Genomic DNA, 18,613 nt, shown 5'->3' on the forward strand with positions numbered 1-18,613 from the left:
AGGCGAAGAAACGCGGCGTCATCGCTTGATCGGGATCACGCTGCCCTCAACCCTTCCCATGCCGTAAACACCGAGACAGCAAACAGCAGCAGTCCGGCCGCCCGGCCCGCAAAAGCGGTCGCCCGCGGATTGGCCACCAGCAGATTGCGGCTGCGGCCGGCGGTGATGGCGAGCCCGCCATAGATGGCGGCCTGCGTCAGCATCGTCAGCAAGCCCATGACCGTCGCCTGCATCCAGATCGGGCCGTAATCCGGCTTCAGGAACTGCGGATAGACGGCAAATATGAAGAGATAGGCCTTCGGGTTGATCAGGCAGGTCACCAGTCCCTGGCGAAAGGCCTTCCAGGCCGTACGGCTGCCGGCGGGCCCGTCGTGGCCGACGGTGATGGAACTGCGCATCAGCGAGATGCCGATGAAGGCCATGTAGGCGGCGCCGGCTATCAGCAGCGGCTTGTACAGGATCGGTACGAAATGCATCAGCAGGCCGACGCCGATGGCGCCGTTCAGCGTGTGCACGATGCCGCCGACCATGATGCCACCGGTGGCGGCGAGGCCCCGGTCGCGGCCGCCGGTGAGCGCATTGGCAAGCACGAACAGCATGTCCATCCCGGGTACGATGATGATGCCGGACAGCAGGATAAAGAACAGCCAGAGATTTTCCGCGTAGCTCATGTCAGTTGCCTGTCGCTTCCTGCTGGGGTGCCGTGGAGGAATTTGTTGATTTTCAACCCGATAGGCAGTCCAATAAATCATCCCAACTGACGGGGATGTGTCAGTAGCGTTCATCAGGGAGAGGAAATGCGCAAGGCGTCGCGGCTGTTCGAGATTATCCAGATCCTGCGGCTGGCGCGGCAGCCGGTGACGGCAGCCATGATCGCCGGGCAGCTGGAAGTCACGATGCGTTCGATCTATCGCGACATCGCCGCACTGCAGGCAATGCGCGTGCCGATCGAAGGCGGGCGCGGTATCGGCTACATATTGCGGCCCGGCTTCGACCTGCCGCCGCTGATGTTTTCGATCGAGGAGATGGAAGCGATCGTCCTGTCGCTCGCCCTGCTGGAGCGCACGGGAGACAGCGAACTCAAGCAGGCGGCCAAGCGCGTCAGCGCCAAGATCGCCAGCGCCGTGCCGCCGCCGTTGCGCCAGGCGTTCGACGCCAACGCGCTGCATGTCTGGGGGTTCGCAGCACCGGCAATCGGCACCATCGATCTGGCGCTTGTGCGCCGCGCCATCCGCGACGAGGAAAAGCTCGACCTGTCCTATCGCGACGAAATCGGCCGCGCCTCCGAGCGGCTGATCCGTCCAATCGCGCTGATCTACTATTCAGAAACCGCCAACATCGTCGCCTGGTGCGAATTGCGCCAGGCCATCCGCAATTTCCGCAGCGACCGCATCGCGGATTGCCGGGCGACCGGCCTGCGCTTCAAGGGCGAAGGCGATCGCCTGCGCCAGGTCTGGGTCAGTGGCTGGGAGGCGAACGCTGTCGCTGGCGGCTGAAGCGAGCGGGTTTACCGCACATCCACCCAGCGCTCTTCCTCGAACGACCTCGCCATCGCGTGCACGGTGCGCTCGATCTCCAGCCCTTCGGCAAATTCGATGACCCGTGCCGGCTTGCCGGCAAGCCGCGTCAGCAATTCGTGGCACTCGATGATCTTGAGGTCGTTGAAACCGAGCCCATGGCCCGGCGCCGGGAGGAAGGCGTCGTAAGGCTTGTGGTGCGGCGCCACCAATATGGTGCGGTAGCCCTGTTCGGTCGGGCGATCGGCGGTGACGTAGAGCTGGATTTCGTTCATCCGCTCCTGGTCGAACAGGATCGATCCCTTGGAGCCGAAAATCTGTATGGCGATGCGGCCCTTGCGGCCCCAGGCCGAGCGGTTGACCAGCAGCGTGCCGGCAATGCCGTTTTCCAGATGCATCAAAACGCTGGCGATGTCGTAGGTCTCCACCGCACGGCGGCCGCCGCTGGCCAGCTTGCGGTCGACATAGGGTTTGGCCATGTCGCAGATGACTTTTGCGACGCGGCCGAACAGCGTCGAGACCAGCGACAGCGGATGCACGGCGAAATCGTCGAGCGCGCCATAGCCGGATGCGGCCTCATGCTTCCAGAAGAACAGCGCTTCGGGGTCGGCCATGAAGTCCTCGTCCATCTCGATGCGCAGATGGTTGACCTCGCCGATGATCTTTTCCTCGAGCAGCGCGCCGATGTGGCGGATGGCCGGGCTCTGTATGTAGTTGTAACCAAGCGCTGCGACCTTGCCGGACTTCTTCGCCGCGGCCGCCATCGCCGCTGCTTCGGCAAAGCTCGGCGCCATCGGCTTCTCGCACCACAGATGTTTGCCGGCTTCGAGAATAGCGATGGCCATCTCCGGATGGAACTGATTGGGCGTGGTCAGCGAGACGATATCGACCTCGGGGTCGTTGACGACGGCACGCCAGTCGCCCGACGCCTTGGCGAAGCCGAACTCACCGGCCTTGCGCTTGGCCAGCTCCTCGTTGACCTCGCCGAGATGGACCAGCTTCGGCTTGGCGACATCGGGAAAGACGGCGCCGACGGCGCTCCACGCAATGGCGTGGCATTTGCCCATGAAACCCGTGCCGATAAGACCAACGCCGACCATTTCTTTCTCCCAATACCTGAAGCGATCGATGGATGAATTAGTCCATTTCTTCTCCGAATGGAATGTCTGCCTCATTTTTTATGGCCTTCTTGCGCAGGCTCGCTATGATGGGGCAGAGAGGACGTCACTTGAGTTAAAGAGAGCATGATGTCGTCCGAAAACCGCTGCACACTTTTCGGCATCATGCTCTAGATGAGCTTGGACGGGGCGACGATGGACGAACGGGTACCTCGCGACTTCGAGACGCTGCGCGCCACGATCCTCGATCGCCGTGAAACCTTGCCCAAGCGCATCGCCCAGATCGCCGCCTATGCGCTCGACAATCCCGATGACATCGCCTTCGGCACCGCCGCCAGCATCGCCGCTTCGGCGGGCGTGCAGCCGTCCACCTTGATCCGCTTTGCCCAGCAACTAGGCTTCGACGGCTTCACCAGCCTGCAGCAGGTGTTTCGCGAGCGGCTGCGCGAGCGCAATTCCTCTTATGACGAACGCCTGCAGGCGCTGCGCGCCAAGGCCGATGCGGGTGCTGGACACCGCGCCATCTTCGACGGCTTCGTCGCCGCCGCCAGCACTTCGCTCAACGACATCTCACGCTCGCTGGACGAGGCCCATCTGGAAGACGCAATTGCGCTGCTGGCCAAGGCCGAGACCATCTATGTCCTGGCCAAGCGCCGCTCCTATCCGGTGGCGAGCTACATCGCCTATGCGCTGGGCAAACTGAAGATCCGCAACCAGCTGATCGAATCCGCCGCCGGCCTCAATGCCGAAATGGTCGCCTTCGCCACCCCGGCGGACGCCGTCATCGCCATCAGCTTCTCGCCCTACGCACCGGCCACCATCGAGGAGGCCCGCACCATTTCCGAACAGGGCGTGCCGATCGTCGCCATCACCGACAGTTCGTTTTCGCCACTCGCCCAGTTCGCCAAGGTCTGGTTCGAGGTCGCCGAGGCCGATTTCGCCGGCTTCCGCTCGCTGTCGGCCACCATGGCGCTGGCCATGGCGCTCACCGTCGGCGTCGGCGAGAAGCGGCGCAGCACCGGAAAGAAGCGTAAGGCCTAGGCCGGCGCCCGGCGCTCGAATTCGCGGAGGAATGCTCATTCCATATTGACTATGGATTGGAATTATTATTTCATATTCCCGGCGCCACGCTGCCGCTCGCGCGTGTCCCCCAACTACGTTGCTCAAGACAACAAGACCGACGGGAGGTTCCAATGAGCGAAGCCGTGGACGCCAAACAGGCGACGCTCGATGTCATCACCATCGGTCGCGCTTCCGTCGACCTTTACGGCCAGCAGATCGGCTCGCGGCTGGAGGACATCACCTCCTTTGCCAAATCGGTCGGCGGCTGCCCGGCCAACATCTCGGTTGGCACGGCGAGACTAGGCCTGCGCTCGGCGCTGCTCACCCGCGTCGGCGACGAGCAGATGGGCCGCTTCATCCGCGAGCAGCTGCGGCGCGAAGGCGTCAATGTCGACGGGCTGAAGACCGACAAGGAACGGCTGACGGCTCTGGTGCTGCTTTCGGTCGAGAGCGAAGGCGTCTCGCCGATGATCTTTTATCGCAGCGACTGCGCCGACATGGCGCTCGCCGAAGAAGACATCGATGAAGCCTTCATCGCCTCGGCCCGTTCCATCGTCGTCACCGGCACGCATTTTTCCCGACCCAACAGCGACGCCGCCCAGCGCAAGGCTATCCGCATCATCAAGGCCAGGGGCGGCAAGGTGGTGTTCGACATCGACTACCGCCCCAACCTCTGGGGCCTCGCCGGCCATGCCGAAGGTTTTGAGCGCTATGTCAAATCCGACCGCGTCTCGGCCCAGCTGAAGACGGTGCTGCCCGATTGCGATCTCATCGTCGGCACCGAGGAAGAGATCATGATCGCCTCGGGCGCCGACGATTGCCTGAGTGCGTTGAAGACCATCCGCGCTCTGTCCTCGGCGACCATCGTCTTGAAGCGCGGCGCCATGGGTTGCATCGTCTATGACGGGCCGATCAGCGACGATCTGGAAGACGGTATCGTCGGCAAGGGCTTTCCGATCGAGATTTACAATGTGCTGGGCGCCGGCGACGCCTTCATGTCCGGCTTCCTGCGTGGCTGGCTTGGTGGGGAAAACCATGCGACGTCGGCGACCTGGGCCAATGCCTGCGGCGCCTTTGCCGTCTCGCGGCTGCTCTGCGCGCCGGAATATCCGACCTTCGAGGAGCTGCAGTTCTTCCTCAGGAACGGCAGCAAGCACCTCGCTTTGCGCAAGGACGAGGCGATCAGCCACATCCATTGGGCGACGACCCGCCGCCGCGACATCCCCTCCATGATGGCGCTCGCCTGCGACCACCGTGTGCAGCTCGAGGACGTCGCCGCCAGGACCGGCGCCGACCCGGCGCGCATCCGCGACTTCAAGGTGCTGGCGGTCAAGGCCGCGGTAAAAGTCGCCGCCGGCCGCGACGGCTATGGCATGCTGATCGATGAGAAGCATGGCCGCGAAGCGATGTTCGAATTCGCCCGCCACCCCTTTGCCTGGCTCGGCCGTCCCGTCGAACTGCCGGGCTCGCGGCCGCTGCGCTTCGAGTTCTCGCAGGACATCGGCTCGCAACTGGTGGAATGGCCGGTCGACCACTGCATCAAATGCCTGTGCTTCTATCACCCCGACGATCCGGCAGCGCTCAAGGAAGAGCAGCAGCAGAAGCTGCGCTCGCTGTTCGAAGCCGCGCGGAAGGTCGGCCGGGAGCTTCTGGTCGAGATCATCGCCGGCAAGCACGGCAAGCTCGACGAAACGACCATCCCGCGCGCCCTGGAAGAACTCTATGCGCTTGGCATCAAGCCGGACTGGTGGAAGCTCGAACCGCAGGCGTCGGCCGGCGCCTGGGCCAAGATCGAAGCGGTGATCCTGAAGCACGATCCCTGGTGTCGTGGCGTCGTGCTGCTGGGTCTCGAAGCGCCGCAGGACGAACTGGAAGCGGCCTTTGCCGCCACCGCCAAGGCGCCGATCGTCAAGGGTTTTGCTGTCGGCCGCACCATCTTCGTCCACGCCGCCGAACAATGGCTGGCGGGCAAGATGACGGATGACGAGGCTATCGCCGACATGGCCGCGCGCTTCGAACAGTTGACCGAAGCGTGGCTTGCCGCGCGTGGCCGTAAAGCAGCATAAAGGCGCGGCAAGAGGACTGCGGAGGAAAACACCATGAGCAAGACAATCCGCCTGACGATGGCGCAGGCGCTGACCCGCTTTCTCAGCAAGCAGATGACCGAGATCGACGGCAGACGAGTGCCCATCTTCGGCGGTGTCTGGGCGATCTTCGGTCACGGCAATGTCGCCGGCATCGGCGAGGCGCTGTACCAGCTGCGCGACGAATTGCCGACCTTCCGCGCCCACAATGAGCAGGCGATGGCGCATGCGGCGATCGCCTATGGCAAGGCCAATTTCCGCCGCCGCTTCATGGCCGCGACCTCTTCGATCGGCCCCGGTGCGCTCAACATGGTGACGGCGGCGGCGCTCGCCCACGTAAACAGGTTGCCCGTCCTGTTTTTGCCGGGCGATGTCTTCGCCAACCGCATCCCCGATCCGGTGCTGCAGCAGGCCGAGGACTTTTCCGACGGCACCGCGACGGTCAATGACTGCTTCCGTCCGGTGTCGCGCTATTTCGACCGCATCACTCGTCCCGAGCAGATCATCCCGGCATTGGCGCGGACCATGCAGGTGCTGACCGATCCGGCGGAATGCGGCCCGGTGACGCTGTCGCTCTGCCAGGACGTGCAGGCCGAGGCCTATGACTATCCCGAGAGCTTTTTCGCCGAACGTGTCTGGCACCAGCGCCGTCCGCGCCCGGACCGCCATGAATTGGCGGCGGCGGTCACCGCGCTGAAGGGTGCGAAAAAACCGCTGATCATCGCCGGCGGCGGCGTGCTGTATTCGCAGGCTTCGGATGAACTGGCGAAATTCGCCGAGAGCGCCGGCATTCCGGTCTGCGAGACGCAAGGCGGCAAATCCTCGCTGCCGGACACGCATCCGCTGAACATGGCGGCGGTCGGCGTCACCGGCACGTCGGCCGCCAACCGGCTGGCCGAGGAAGCCGATGTCGTGCTGGCGATCGGCACCCGCCTGCAGGATTTCACCACCGGTTCGTGGGCGCTGTTCAAGAATTCCGGCAAGACCATCATCGGCCTCAACGTGCAGCCTTTCGACGCCGGCAAGCACCGCGCGCTGCCGCTGGTCGCCGACGCGGCCGAAGGGCTCGCCGAACTCGGTGCTGCGCTGGGGAACTGGAAAGCACCGGCGACATGGACCGACAATGCGACCCAAGGCAAGAAGGCTTGGCAGGCCGAAGCCTCCAAGGTGACGGCGTCAACCAACGCCGCCTTCCCGTCGGACGCGCAGGTGATCGGCGCCGTGCAGCGCGCGCTAGGATCCGGCGTGACCTTGCTGAATGCGTCGGGCGGCCTGCCGGGCGAGTTGCACAAGCTCTGGCAGGCAGGCGCGCCCGGCTCGTACCATGGCGAATATGGTTTCTCGACCATGGGCTACGAGATTGCCGGCGGGCTCGGCGCCAAGATGGCCAAGCCCGACCAGGAAATCGTCGTCATGGTCGGCGACGGCTCCTACCTCATGATGAATTCCGAAATCGCCACGTCGGTGATGCTTGGCCTGAAGCTGACCATCGTGGTGCTCGACAACAGGGGTTATGGCTGCATCAACCGGCTGCAGATGGCCACCGGCGGCGCCAACTTCAACAACCTCTTGAAGGACGCGCGCCACGAGATCCTGCCCGACATCGACTTCGCCGCGCATGCGGCCAGCATGGGCGCTATTGCCGAGAAGGTGCCGTCGATCACCGGCCTGGAGACCGCGCTGCAAAAGTCGAAAACCAACGACCGCACCACCGTGCTGGTCATCGACACCGACCCGCTGATTTCCACCGATGCCGGCGGCCATTGGTGGGATGTCGCGGTGCCGGAAGTCTCCGCACGGCCGCAGGTCAACGCAGCGCGCAAGGCCTATGACGAAAAGCGGCAGATGCAGACAATCGGCGATTGATGTACATGCACCCGCCCCCTACCTCCCCCTTGTGGGGAGGTCGGACCGCAGGTCCGGGTGGGGGTCTGGCGCCGCACCCCACCCGCTGCTTCGCAGCGACCCTCCCCACAACGGGAGGGTGAACAAGAAACCGGAGCTAAAACTTGAAAGCCAAACTGGGCATGTCCCCCATTGCGTGGTGGAACGATGATCTTGCCGACCTCAGCGACGACGTCTCGCTGGAAGAGTGCCTGCGTCAGTCGCGCTCTGCCGGCTTCACCGGCATGGAAATGGGCCGGCGTTTTCCAAACGACCCCGAAATCATGCTGCCGATCCTGAAGCAGGCCGACGTGACGCTGTGCGGCGGCTGGTTCTCAGGCACGCTGGTCGATGAGGACATGGGCAAGAACAAGGATCGCATCCAGCCGATGATCGACCTGTTCAAGGCGGTGAATGCGCCTTGCATCGTCTATGGCGAGGTCGGCCGCTCGATCCAGGGCGATCGCTCCAGGCCTCTCGCCACCAAGCCGAAATTGTCGAACGACGAGATGAGGGCCTATGCCAGGCGCCTCACCGAATTCGGCGAATGGTGCGCCGAGCAAGGCATGCCGCTGTCCTATCACCATCACATGGCGGCAGTGGTCGAGACCGAGCCGGAGCTAGATGCCTTCATGCGCCATTCCGGCGAAGGCATTCCGTTGCTGCTCGATGCAGGGCATCTCGCCTTTGCCGGTGGCGACGTGCTGCGCGCCATCGACAACCACCACAAGCGCATCAGCCATGTCCATGTGAAGGATGTGCGCATGGGCGTGATCGACGGGCTCGACCGCACAAAGCAGTCCTTTCTCGACGCCGTGGCGCTCGGTGCCTTCACGGTGCCTGGCGACGGTTCGCTCGATTTCGGCGCCATTGTGCAGCGCTTCGCCGAGCATGGCTATGAAGGCTGGTTCGTCGTCGAGGCCGAGCAGGACCCGAAGAAGAACCCGCCGCTCAAGATGGCGCAGGTCGGCCACAAGGAATTGATGCGGGTGATGACGGCGGCCGGCTACACGGTGGAAACGCAGGGTTTTCCCAATGCCTGAGGCGATCCGATGAAGGATTACGAGCACCCGTTCTTCCGGCCGCTGTGGCGGCGCGTTGCCGTCGTCGCCGTCTGCGTGATCTGGGCCGGAATAGAATTCGCCTCCGGCACCCCATTCTGGGGCATCATTGCGCTCGGCTTTGCCGCCTACGCCGTCTGGCAGTTCTTCTATCTTTACAAGCCGGTGGAGGAGAGCAAGGCTGCGCCTGATCGACCGAAGACCGGCGAAGCGAAGGCGGACGCCGGACCGAAGGAATGAAGCGGCCGTGGCTCGGAAGGGCTTGCGGGTCGGACACTGGACACCTGGCGTATCGCCTACGTCGATGATTGGCCGGAACGTCCCTCGCTTCGTCATCCTAGGGTCTTCGCGACGGAGCTTCGCTCCTGCTTCGCCCTAGGATGACGAAGTTGAGAGGCCGACCTCGAAGACATGCGATAGGAGAGACAAAACATGTCGAAACTGCTCGTCAAAGCCGACAAGGGCCATGGCCGCGTCGCCCATGTCACGCCCAACAGCGCCGGATGGACCTATGTCGGCTTCGACCTGCACCGGCTGAAGCCGGGCGCGACCGCATCCGGCAAGACGCGGGATCGCGAAGTCTGCCTGGTGTTCGTCACCGGCAAGGGCACGGCAAGGGCCGGCGGCCAGGAACTCGGCCTGCTCGGCGAGCGCATGTCGCCCTTCGAGGGCAAGCCGTGGTCGGTCTATATTCCTGAGGGGTCGGATTGGTCGGTCACCGCCGACACCGATCTCGAGCTCGCGGTCTGCTCGGCGCCGGGCCTTGGCGGCGGCCTCCCGGTGCGCGTCATCGTCCCGGACGACCTCGGTCAGGAAGTGCGTGGCAAAGGCACCAACACGCGCTACGTCACCAACATATTGCCCGAGGGTAAGCCGGCCGACTCGCTGCTGGTGGTCGAGGTCATCACGCCCGGCAGCCACACATCGAGCTACCCGCCGCACAAGCACGACCAGGACAATCTGCCTGCCGAATCCTATCTCGAGGAAACCTACTACCACCGCCTCAACCCGCCGCAGGGTTTTGCCTTCCAGCGCGTCTACACCGACGCCGACAAGACCGGCGCCCGCGAGCTGGACGAAGCCATGGCGATCGAGGACGGCGATGTTGTGCTGGTGCCCAAGGGCTATCACCCCTGCGCCGCCTGCCACGGCTACGACCTCTATTACCTCAACGTCATGGCCGGGCCGAAGCGGACGTGGAAGTTCCACAACGCGCCCGAGCACGAGTGGCTGACGAAGGCCTGATCGGCCTTCGCTTGCGCCGGAAGCGGTTGGTCCAGCAGCAAAAAATCGTCGGCTAACGATCCATGGGGTCGATTTGCCTTCGAAAACCCGCATAAGCTTCGTCAATCCGTCATGGAAATCACCTATGGCAGCGGGCTGACGAGGATTTTTTTCGATGCGCTACGCCATCTATTTCACCCCAAGGCAGGACGAGCCGTTGGCGCGGATCGCCGCCAACTGGCTGGGCCGCGACCCCTTTGGCGCCGCCGCGAGGCCGGTCGAGGCGGTGGGCGAGCTGTCGGCGGCCGAAGTCGCCTTTCACACCGCATCGGCGCGGCGCTACGGTTTTCATGCGACGCTGAAAGCGCCCTTCCGGTTGGCCGCCAACGAAACCGAAAGCTCGTTGCGCGCGGCGCTGGACGCCTTTGCCGAAGCAATGCCGACGGTCACCATCCCGCGCCTGGTCGTCAGCCAGATCGATGGTTTCTTCGCTTTGCTGCCGGAAGGCCCGCTGCCGCCGCTCAACCGTTTCGCCGATGATGTCGTGCTTAGCTTCGACCGTTTTCGCGCGCCGCTCACCGAGGCCGAGATCGAGCGGCGCAGCCCGGATTCGCTGAAGCCGGCCGAGTTCCGCAATCTCTGCCAGTGGGGCTATCCCTATGTGTTTGAGACCTTTCGCTTCCACATGACACTGTCCGGCCGGGCCGGGCCGCAGGAAAGCCAACGTCTGCGCGCGGCAATTGACAGCCTGTTCGCCGATGTGCTGCAGCAGCCGGTGCTGGTGGATGCGCTGACGCTGTTCGTCGAAACCGAACCGGGCGCTCCGTTCATGGTGCTTTCGCATCATGCGCTCGGCCGCCGGGCTGCCCGAAAAACTGCCTGACCACAATTCGTCCGAGTAAGCAAGGACTGCCTGAAATGACCGCCGAAACCGTTCTCCACAACGCCCGCATCGTGCTTGCCGACGAGATCGTCGAAGGGTCGCTCGTGCTGCGCGACGGTTTTATCTCCGGCATCGACGCCGGCACCGGCCAAATCGGCGGGAGCATGGGCGGCGAGGACATGGGCGGCGACTACATCATTCCCGGCCTGGTCGAGCTGCACACTGACCATCTCGAAGGCCACTATGCGCCGCGCCCGAAAGTGCGCTGGAACCCGATCGCCGCCGTCCTTGCCCATGACGCGCAGGTGGCCACCGCCGGCATCACCACCGTGCTCGACGCTTTGCGTGTCGGCATGGACGAGGACGCGGATATTACCTCCGACGACATCCGCAAGCTCGCCGGCGCGATCGAGGACAGCGTCGCGAAAGACCGGTTGCGGGCCGACCATTTCCTGCACCTGCGCTGCGAGGTCTCGGCGCCGGATTGCTTGCGGGCTTTCGCCAATTTCGATGGCGACGGGCGGGTCAAGCTGGCCTCGCTGATGGACCATGCGCCGGGACAGCGTCAGTTCGTCAATCTCGAGACCTACGCCCATTACTATCAGCGCAAGCTGAAATTGACCGATCGCGACTTCCAATTGTTCTGCGAAAAGCGGATGTCGGAATCAGCGAAGAATTCGGGACCGAACCGGGTGGCGATATCAGCCGCCTGCAACGAGCGGGGCATTGTGCTGGCAAGCCATGACGACGCCACATCGGGCCATGTCGACGAAGCGATCGAGCAGGGCGTGCGCGTCGCGGAATTCCCGACCACGCTGGAAGCCGCCAAGGCCTCGAAGGATGCCGGGCTCGGCGTGCTGATGGGCGCGCCCAACGTCATGCGCGGCTCCTCGCATTCGGGCAATGTCTCGGCCCGCACGCTGGCCGGCGACGGCCTGCTCGACATATTGTCGTCCGACTATATCCCTTTCAGCCTGATCCAGTCGGCCTTCTTCCTCGGCGACGTCGTCGAGGGCATCTCCTTGCCGCAGGCGGTCGCGATGGTGTCGAAGAACCCGGCCGAGGCCATCGGCCTCAACGACCGCGGCGTCATCGAACAGGGCCGCCGCGCCGACCTCGTGCGGGTGCGCGTCGACGACCATGTGCCGGTCGTGCGCACCGTCTGGCGCCAAGGGCGGCGGGTCGCCTGATGGTCTCGGCGTCGATCGAGCGCGAACTGACCAGCGAGGCCTTTCCGGTCCGCAACGGCGTCTTCGTCGCCGTCGTCGGCCCGAGCGGCGCCGGCAAGGATACGGTAATCGGCTATGCCCGCACCTTGTTTGCCGACGAGACGAAGCTGGAGTTCGTCCGCCGGGTCATCACCAGGCCGAGCGACGCCGCAAGCGAGGATCACGACACGCTGGCCGACGCCGCCTTTGCCGAGGCCCAGGCCGACGGCGCTTTCGCCATTTCCTGGGAGGCGCACGGCCTGCGCTATGGCATCCCGGCCGATGTCGACTGGTCGATAGCCAATGGCCATGTCGCCGTGGCCAATGTCTCGCGCGCAGTCATCCCGGTGCTGCGGGAGCGCTATGCCAATCTGGCTGTCGTCGAGATCACCGCTTCGCCGGAAATCCTCGCCGAGCGTCTCGCCCAGCGCGGCCGCGAATCGCGCGGCGAAGTGCTGGCTCGGCTCGCCCGCAGCGCCAATGTCGCTTTGTCCGGACCCGGTGTCACCTCCATCGACAACGGCGGCCAGCGCGAAGCCGCCGGAGAACGCTTCGCCGAGGTGCTGCGCAAGGCGATGGCCTTCTCGGATATCTCCGGCGTGATGTAGCGCTACTCGGCCGCGACAGTCTTGCGGCTGGCATCGAGCATCAGCCGCCTTGCGCGGAACACGCCCCATTGCTGGTCGACCAGCACGCCGATCAGGATCACGCCGCCCATCACCGCGAAGTTGAGCGAGGACGGGATGCCGAGCAGATTGACCAGGTTCTGCAACTCCTGCAGCAGCACGGTGCCCAGGATGACGCCGACCAGCGAGCCTTCGCCGCCGCGCAGCGAGAAGCCGCCGAGAACGGCGGCGGCAATGGCGTAGAGTTCGTAGAACTGGCCGTGGCTGGCCGGCGAGATCGAGCGCGTGTACATGGCGAAATAGATCGCCGACAGCGCCGTCAGCACGCCGCAGATGACATAGGCGGCCATGACGACACGGCCGGTGCGAATTCCTGAATATTTCGCCGCCTCTTCGTTCTTGCCGATGGCATAGAGGTAGCGTCCGAACACCGAGCGGTGCAGCACCACCCACATGACGATCGAAATGACGATCAGTGCGATGAAGCTGTTGGGCACGCCATAGCTGCGGCCCGCAGTGAGGAATTCGAGCTCGGGAAAATTCTGGCCGAAGGCGAAGCCGGCGGTGCCGTCGGCGGTATAGAAACGGGCGACCCCGCGATAGATCAAAAGGCCGCACAGCGTCACCACGAAGGGCTGCAATTTCAGCCTTGTGATCAGCCAGCCATGCGCCAGCCCGATGATGCCGCCCAGCACCAGGATCAGCGGCAGCGCCACCGGCCATGGCATGTCGCGCACGGCGATGAAATCGATGAACAGCGTGCCGAGCAGCGCCACCAGCGATCCCACCGACAATTCGATGCCGCCGGTGATGATGACGAAGGCCTGGCCGATGGCGAGGATCCCGAACAGGCCGATCAGGTTCGAGGTGTTGGCGAGGTTGATCGGTAAAAGGAAGCGCGGGTTGATGGCGGTCACCACGGCGCCGACCACCAGGATCAGGATCAGCAGGCCGAGATCTTTTTTGCTCATCATCTTCTCCCCAATGCGCCGGACCGGCAATCGCCTGAAGCCCGCTAGTTTGCCGGCTTGCCGACCGCCAGCAACAGCACGTTTTCCTGGCTGAATTGTTCCTTGTCGAGAATGCCCGAGATCTGGCCCTCATGCATGACGGCGATGCGGTCGGACACGCCGATCACCTCTTCCATGTCGCTGGAGATCATCAGCACGGCGACGCCGGCATCGGCCAAGGCTCGCATCAGCCCGTAAATCTCGGCCTTGGCGCCGATATCGATGCCGCGCGTAGGCTCATCGAGGATCATCACCTTCGGGTTCATCGCCAGCCATTTGCCCAGCACCACCTTCTGCTGGTTGCCGCCCGACAGCGTGCCGGTTCGCGTCTGCACCGACGGCGCCTTGATGCCGAGATTGCTCTTCTGCTTCTCGGCGGTGGCGGTCTCGGCGCTTGCCGACACCAGTCGACGCTTCGCATGCGCCGGCAGGTTGGGCAGCGAGATGTTCTGCGCGATCGACAGGTCAAGCAAAATGCCGGTCAGCTTGCGGTCTTCCGGAACCAGGAAAATGCCATGCGCGACCGCATCGGCCGCCGAACCCAGCACAAGCGGCTTGCCGTCGAGTTCGAGCCCACCGCCAAGCGTGCTGTCTATGCCGAAGAACACCCGCGCCAGTTCGGTGCGGCCGGAGCCGACAAGGCCGGCGAGGCCGAGGATTTCACCGCGCCTGATGTCAAGGTCGACCGGCCGGGCAGGGTAGGCGGGGGTGCGGATGGCTTTGGCCGAGAGAGCCGTGGCGCCCGGCGCCCGAGCCGCCTCGGAGGCCTTCTCGCGCTCCTTCAGCATGCGGCCGATCATCAGCTTGACCATCTGGTCGTGGTTGATGGCGCTCTTCGGCAAGGTGCCAGCCAGCATGCCGTCGCGCAGCACCACGACGCGGTCGGCGACGCGCTCGACCTCATGCAGCCGGTGCGAAATGAAGATGACGCTGATGCCATCGGCCTTCAGCGCCTTGATGACGTCGAGCAGCTTGTCGGTTTCGGCGAGCGGCAGGCTCGACGTCGGCTCGTCGAGGATCACCAGCCGCGCCTTGATCGACAGTGCCTTGGCGATCTCGACCATCTGCTGCTGCGCCAGCGACAGCGAGGCAACCGGCATATCGGCGGAGAAATTGGCGCCGACGCGCTTCAGCAGTGGCGCCACCATTTCGCGCAGCTTGGCGCGGTCGACCAATCTCAGCGGCCCGCCGCGCAACGGCTCGCGGCCGAAGAAGATATTGGCGGCAACATCGAGGTTTTCGAACAGATTGAGTTCCTGGTGGACGAAGGCGATGCCCGACCCCAGGCTGCCTTCGACGGTGAGCGCGTCATGCGCAACGCCGTCGACGGTGATGGCGCCGCTGTCCGGCCTGGTGACGCCGCCGAGGATCTTCATCAAGGTCGACTTGCCGGCGCCGTTTTCGCCGACCAGGCCGATCACCTCGCCCGGCCTGACTTCCATGGAAAAGCCGTCCAGCGCCACCACGCCCGGATAGGTCTTGCGCACGTTCTCGAGGCCGAGGAACGGGGTGGTTGCGACGATGGATGGGTCGGAATAATTCATCACGCCATATTTGATCAGGCTTGCCAGCAGCCGGTGGGCTACAGACTGACGGGCCTTGGCCGGCCCGTCAACACGATCGCCGGCTCAAGGCGAACCCTGAGCCGGCGCAACTGCTCGTGGTCTCAGTTTCCGGACATCGCCTTCAGATTGGCGGCATAGGTGTCGACATCGTCCTTACCGATGATCTTGGTCGGGATGATGATCAGGCCGCCTTCCGGAATGCCTGATTTGTCGCCCTTGAGATAGGCGGCCATCAGCTTCATGCCCTGATAGGCCCACTCGAAGGGCTGCTGCACGACGGTCGCCGCCACGGTGCCTTCCTTGACGCCGCCCAGCGTGATCGGATCGTCATCGAAGCCGACGACGGTGATCGAGCCGAGCTTGCCGGCGTCGCGCAGCGCTTCATAGATGCGCGGCGTGTTGTAGGAATAGAAGCCGACCATGCAGGTGATGTCGGGGCTGGCGACCAGCGCGTCCTCGACATTCTTCTTGGCGCGCGCCTGGTCGATGTCGTCGCCGCGCACGTCCACCAGTTCGATCTTGCTGCCGGCGAGGCCGTCCTTCATGCCCTGGATGCGTTCCTTGGCATTGTCGGCGCCGAGCAGGCCGACGAAGCCGAGGCACTTGCCGCCGTCCGGCATCGCTTTCTTGGCGATCTCGGCCGCCTGCTTGCCGGCGTCGACATTGGACGAGCCGATATAGGCGACGCGCTTGGTCTGCGGGGCATCGGAGTCGGTGGTGAACAGCGCCGTTTCCGACGCGATCTTGTTCAGGCCGTCGGTCGAGGTCTTGGGGTCGACGGCCGAGACCATGATGCCCTTGACGCCGGCGGTCACCAGATCGTCCATCAGCCGCTGCTGGATGGCGACCGAGGACTGCTCGGGATACTTGAGTTCGAGATTGTAGTCGGGCAATTCGGCCTGCGCCTTCTTGACGCCGGCTTCGGCGGCCTTCCAGAAATCAGAAGCGCCGTTGACGACGAAGGCAAGCGTCGGCTTGTCGTCGGCGCGCGCAATGGCTGTCGCGGTCAGGCCAAGCAGCAGGGCTGCGGTGGCCACGGATGCATGTCGTATCAAGGATTTCATGTTCAACCTCCCGTTTTGGCTCAGTCGTCGGACTGAACCGATCTGAATTCACTGACTTGCCGCTCGCGATTTGGACGCCCTCCTCCTCAGGGGTTCCCGGCGCTGAAGAATGGCGTCGTCGGTCGCGATCACGGACTTTAGAGACTCATCCCGTGCTCGTAAATAGTCTGATTTGTCTGACATATCACATGTCCGAGACCACGCTTGCGGAGGCAAACCCCGCTCGCCATCGGGCCATTCACGTGCACTTCTCGCCGCACGGGTCCCACCTGACCGGACACGGCGGATTGACGTTACAGCGTCGTTTTGTATTAGTAAACACTATTAGCAGAGGTCTCGCGCGGACACTCGGCGGTGGCCCTAGGTCTAGTTTTCCCGAACAGGTGCAGCACGGCTTCGCGCAAGCAGATGCCTTGCAGTCCTCAAATTTCACGCGGCCCGAAGTGGCATGGCGGCGAACTTCAAAGCTGCTAATAAAGATAAACGCCTTCGACTATTTCCATTGGTCGACGGCGCGACACCATCTTGTCGGTGTGGCAGGCTTGCGACTAGACAGGCTGGGGATTGGGACGCAATGCCATGAGCGAGACGAGGGATCCGGACGACACGGCGAAGCGGCGCAAGGCGCCGGCGAGAGCCGCCAAGGGCGGCCGCGTCACCATGACCGACATCGCCAGGGCAGCCGGGTGCTCGCAGGCGACCGTCTCCTTCGTGCTCAACGATTCGCCCGGCATCCGGCTGTCGCAGCAGACGCGCGAGCGGGTGATCGACGCCGCGCGTGCGCTCGGCTACGCAGCACCCGCCTTCTCGGCGCTGCGCAAACCTGTTCCCGCCTTCGATGGACTTGACGGTGTCATCGGTTTCGCTGTCGACCAGCTGGCGACAAGCCCGGAAGCCGTTGTCGCCATCGAGGGCGCGCGCCAGGCATCGTGGAACGCCGGCAATGTGTTGCTCGTGGCGCAGACCATGGGCGACGCCGTCATGGAGCCGCGCGCCATTGCGGCGCTCACCAGGCGCGGCATCTCGGCGCTGATCTACATGACCATCTTCACCCGCGAGATCACGGCACCGGACTTCCTCTACGGCCTCGACATCCCGGTCATCCTGCTCAACTGCTACACGGCCGATTATGCCTTCCCGGCCGTGGTGCCGTCCGAGATCGCCGGCGGCCAGAACTCGACCCGGCATCTGATCGGCCACGGCCACCGCCGCATCGCCACCATCACCGGCGAGCCGTGGATGCAGGCCGCGCAGGACCGGCTGAAAGGCTACCGCAGGGCGCTCGCCACCGCCGACATCCCGTTCGATCCCGAACTGGTGGTCGAGGGCGACTGGTCGGCGAGCGCCGGCTACGCGGCGACCGTGAAGCTTTTGGCGCTGAAAGAGCGTCCGACCGCTATCTTCTGCCAGAACGACCGCACGGCCATCGGCTGTTACGAAGCGCTGAAGGAGGCGGGCCTGCACATCCCGCAGGACATCTCCGTCGTCGGCTATGACGACGAGGAGATCGCCCGTCACCTGTTCCCGCCGCTGACGACATCGATCCTGCCGCATATGGCGATGGGCCAATGGGCGATCGAACAGCTCGAAGTGCCGCCGCCTGCCGGCCGCGGCCGCTATCCCATTACCAAGCTGGAATGCCCGCTGGTCGAGCGGGAGTCGGTGGCAGCTGTGGCTGGATAAAGCTGAACCAACCCATCCCGATGCAAATCGGGATGGGTCTGTTTGGTGGTTGTGCCTCAGGGCAGGGACTATCCGGGAACGTGCCGCGGTTAGAACCGCAAGACGACAAAGGAGCGCCTGCGATAGCAGCGCCGGCGCAGCCGGCCATGCCGCCAGAACGTGCGGCAGTGCCGTCTCCAGACATGCCGCCTGTGGTGGCGACGATGGTGCCATCGCCGATGCGAGATCTGCTCAACATCGCCAACGCCTTCGTCGTCATCAAACGAATTGGCATCCTGCTTGTCGAGTTCATCGAGAATGCCGTTACCGACATTGGGAACCCCGGCCACGGCCTCGAGAGGCCGAACCGCGGTAGCAAGCGCCGCGGCCCCCGCAACGCCAAACAATGCTGTCAAGAATGATCGCCGATCCATCAAAACCTCCATCAGCAAGACAAGGCTAACATGACGAGCCTAACACAAAGCAGCTAGAGCGGGTGATACAAAAGGCCAGAGGCGAATCTTCGAGCCGGCCCAAATGGGTGACCGGACGGACGGCAGAGGTCAGATTAAGGCCGCAACCGGGCGGCGCGCTTCCTTCGGCTCGGCGACCAAGCCATGCAGAATGCCGCCGATGAAAGCGCAC

At 64.0% G+C, this 18,613-nt stretch carries 17 protein-coding genes; 12 read left to right on the plus strand and 5 right to left on the minus strand.

The window, feature by feature from the left end:
• Positions 1 to 35: 35 nt before the first annotated feature.
• Positions 36 to 671: a LysE family translocator gene (locus NLY36_RS16715; RefSeq protein ID WP_023672340.1), complete on the minus strand. Its 636-nt coding sequence runs from the start codon at positions 669 to 671 to the stop codon at positions 36 to 38.
• Positions 672 to 797: 126 nt separating this feature from the next.
• On the opposite strand from NLY36_RS16715, the gene NLY36_RS16720 reads away from it, so the two are divergent.
• Positions 798 to 1,496 (plus strand): helix-turn-helix transcriptional regulator, encoded by a 699-nt coding sequence (locus NLY36_RS16720; RefSeq protein ID WP_023672341.1) that lies wholly within the window; start codon positions 798 to 800, stop codon positions 1,494 to 1,496.
• Positions 1,497 to 1,507: 11 nt separating this feature from the next.
• Here the strand turns inward: NLY36_RS16720 and NLY36_RS16725 are convergent, their stop codons facing one another.
• Positions 1,508 to 2,617, minus strand: coding sequence for a Gfo/Idh/MocA family protein (locus tag NLY36_RS16725; protein ID WP_023687403.1), 1,110 nt, complete (start codon positions 2,615 to 2,617; stop codon positions 1,508 to 1,510).
• Positions 2,618 to 2,830: 213 nt separating this feature from the next.
• Between NLY36_RS16725 and NLY36_RS16730 the strand changes: the two genes are divergently transcribed.
• The 9 genes from NLY36_RS16730 to phnN all read left to right on the plus strand — a co-directional run bounded on the left by NLY36_RS16730 (position 2,831) and on the right by phnN (position 12,649).
• Positions 2,831 to 3,676, plus strand: a complete 846-nt coding sequence (locus tag NLY36_RS16730; RefSeq protein ID WP_023672343.1) for a MurR/RpiR family transcriptional regulator — start codon at positions 2,831 to 2,833, stop codon at positions 3,674 to 3,676.
• 152 nt (positions 3,677 to 3,828) lie between these two features.
• Complete coding sequence (locus NLY36_RS16735) at positions 3,829 to 5,763, plus strand: bifunctional 5-dehydro-2-deoxygluconokinase/5-dehydro-2-deoxyphosphogluconate aldolase (RefSeq protein ID WP_023736950.1); 1,935 nt, start codon at positions 3,829 to 3,831, stop codon at positions 5,761 to 5,763.
• A 33-nt stretch (positions 5,764 to 5,796) separates the two neighbouring features.
• Entirely contained in the window at positions 5,797 to 7,647 is a 1,851-nt protein-coding gene (gene iolD, locus NLY36_RS16740; RefSeq protein WP_286461241.1) for a 3D-(3,5/4)-trihydroxycyclohexane-1,2-dione acylhydrolase (decyclizing), read from the plus strand.
• Positions 7,648 to 7,790: 143 nt separating this feature from the next.
• Complete coding sequence (iolE, locus tag NLY36_RS16745; RefSeq protein ID WP_023736946.1) at positions 7,791 to 8,708, plus strand: myo-inosose-2 dehydratase; 918 nt, start codon at positions 7,791 to 7,793, stop codon at positions 8,706 to 8,708.
• Positions 8,709 to 8,717: 9 nt separating this feature from the next.
• Positions 8,718 to 8,966, plus strand: a complete 249-nt coding sequence (locus tag NLY36_RS16750) for a hypothetical protein (RefSeq protein ID WP_023728866.1) — start codon at positions 8,718 to 8,720, stop codon at positions 8,964 to 8,966.
• 192 nt (positions 8,967 to 9,158) lie between these two features.
• Entirely contained in the window at positions 9,159 to 9,971 is an 813-nt protein-coding gene (gene iolB, locus NLY36_RS16755; RefSeq protein WP_023736945.1) for a 5-deoxy-glucuronate isomerase, read from the plus strand.
• Positions 9,972 to 10,125: 154 nt separating this feature from the next.
• Positions 10,126 to 10,833, plus strand: coding sequence for a DUF1045 domain-containing protein (locus NLY36_RS16760; protein ID WP_023687399.1), 708 nt, complete (start codon positions 10,126 to 10,128; stop codon positions 10,831 to 10,833).
• Between the two features lie 35 nt (positions 10,834 to 10,868).
• Positions 10,869 to 12,023, plus strand: a complete 1,155-nt coding sequence (locus NLY36_RS16765; protein ID WP_023736944.1) for an alpha-D-ribose 1-methylphosphonate 5-triphosphate diphosphatase — start codon at positions 10,869 to 10,871, stop codon at positions 12,021 to 12,023.
• The gene (gene phnN, locus NLY36_RS16770) at positions 12,020 to 12,649 is read left to right on the plus strand and encodes a phosphonate metabolism protein/1,5-bisphosphokinase (PRPP-forming) PhnN (protein ID WP_023695969.1); all 630 of its coding nucleotides are present in this window, start codon (positions 12,020 to 12,022) and stop codon (positions 12,647 to 12,649) included. The genes NLY36_RS16765 and phnN overlap by 4 nt, the downstream gene beginning before the upstream one ends.
• Before the next feature lie 2 nt (positions 12,650 to 12,651).
• Here phnN and NLY36_RS16775 read toward each other — a convergent pair whose 3' ends face one another.
• From NLY36_RS16775 to NLY36_RS16785, 3 genes are all read right to left on the minus strand, one after another.
• Complete coding sequence (locus NLY36_RS16775; RefSeq protein ID WP_023684050.1) at positions 12,652 to 13,638, minus strand: ABC transporter permease; 987 nt, start codon at positions 13,636 to 13,638, stop codon at positions 12,652 to 12,654.
• A gap of 44 nt (positions 13,639 to 13,682) precedes the next feature.
• Entirely contained in the window at positions 13,683 to 15,221 is a 1,539-nt protein-coding gene (locus NLY36_RS16780) for a sugar ABC transporter ATP-binding protein (RefSeq protein WP_023736943.1), read from the minus strand.
• A 122-nt stretch (positions 15,222 to 15,343) separates the two neighbouring features.
• On the minus strand, positions 15,344 to 16,306 hold the full coding sequence (locus NLY36_RS16785) for a sugar-binding protein (protein WP_023672352.1): 963 nt from the start codon (positions 16,304 to 16,306) through the stop codon (positions 15,344 to 15,346).
• Positions 16,307 to 16,885: 579 nt separating this feature from the next.
• Between NLY36_RS16785 and NLY36_RS16790 the strand changes: the two genes are divergently transcribed.
• Both NLY36_RS16790 and NLY36_RS16795 read left to right on the plus strand, forming a co-directional pair.
• Positions 16,886 to 17,989 (plus strand): LacI family DNA-binding transcriptional regulator, encoded by a 1,104-nt coding sequence (locus tag NLY36_RS16790; RefSeq protein ID WP_031249415.1) that lies wholly within the window; start codon positions 16,886 to 16,888, stop codon positions 17,987 to 17,989.
• A 203-nt stretch (positions 17,990 to 18,192) separates the two neighbouring features.
• Complete coding sequence (locus tag NLY36_RS16795; RefSeq protein ID WP_198020870.1) at positions 18,193 to 18,390, plus strand: hypothetical protein; 198 nt, start codon at positions 18,193 to 18,195, stop codon at positions 18,388 to 18,390.
• Positions 18,391 to 18,613: the final 223 nt, after the last annotated feature.

The sequence above is a fragment of the Mesorhizobium sp. C399B genome, assembly GCF_030323185.1.
Lineage (GTDB): Bacteria > Pseudomonadota > Alphaproteobacteria > Rhizobiales > Rhizobiaceae > Mesorhizobium.

Coding starts and splice junctions, on each gene's coding strand:
- NLY36_RS16715 (WP_023672340.1), bottom strand. CDS start 671: ATGAGCTACGCGGAAAATCTCTGGCTGTTCTTTATCCTGCTGTCCGGC.
- NLY36_RS16720 (WP_023672341.1), top strand. CDS start 798: ATGCGCAAGGCGTCGCGGCTGTTCGAGATTATCCAGATCCTGCGGCTG.
- NLY36_RS16725 (WP_023687403.1), bottom strand. CDS start 2,617: ATGGTCGGCGTTGGTCTTATCGGCACGGGTTTCATGGGCAAATGCCAC.
- NLY36_RS16730 (WP_023672343.1), top strand. CDS start 2,831: ATGGACGAACGGGTACCTCGCGACTTCGAGACGCTGCGCGCCACGATC.
- NLY36_RS16735 (WP_023736950.1), top strand. CDS start 3,829: ATGAGCGAAGCCGTGGACGCCAAACAGGCGACGCTCGATGTCATCACC.
- iolD (WP_286461241.1), top strand. CDS start 5,797: ATGAGCAAGACAATCCGCCTGACGATGGCGCAGGCGCTGACCCGCTTT.
- NLY36_RS16750 (WP_023728866.1), top strand. CDS start 8,718: ATGAAGGATTACGAGCACCCGTTCTTCCGGCCGCTGTGGCGGCGCGTT.
- iolB (WP_023736945.1), top strand. CDS start 9,159: ATGTCGAAACTGCTCGTCAAAGCCGACAAGGGCCATGGCCGCGTCGCC.
- NLY36_RS16760 (WP_023687399.1), top strand. CDS start 10,126: ATGCGCTACGCCATCTATTTCACCCCAAGGCAGGACGAGCCGTTGGCG.
- NLY36_RS16765 (WP_023736944.1), top strand. CDS start 10,869: ATGACCGCCGAAACCGTTCTCCACAACGCCCGCATCGTGCTTGCCGAC.
- NLY36_RS16775 (WP_023684050.1), bottom strand. CDS start 13,638: ATGAGCAAAAAAGATCTCGGCCTGCTGATCCTGATCCTGGTGGTCGGC.
- NLY36_RS16780 (WP_023736943.1), bottom strand. CDS start 15,221: ATGAATTATTCCGACCCATCCATCGTCGCAACCACCCCGTTCCTCGGC.
- NLY36_RS16785 (WP_023672352.1), bottom strand. CDS start 16,306: ATGAAATCCTTGATACGACATGCATCCGTGGCCACCGCAGCCCTGCTG.
- NLY36_RS16790 (WP_031249415.1), top strand. CDS start 16,886: ATGAGCGAGACGAGGGATCCGGACGACACGGCGAAGCGGCGCAAGGCG.
- NLY36_RS16795 (WP_198020870.1), top strand. CDS start 18,193: ATGGTGCCATCGCCGATGCGAGATCTGCTCAACATCGCCAACGCCTTC.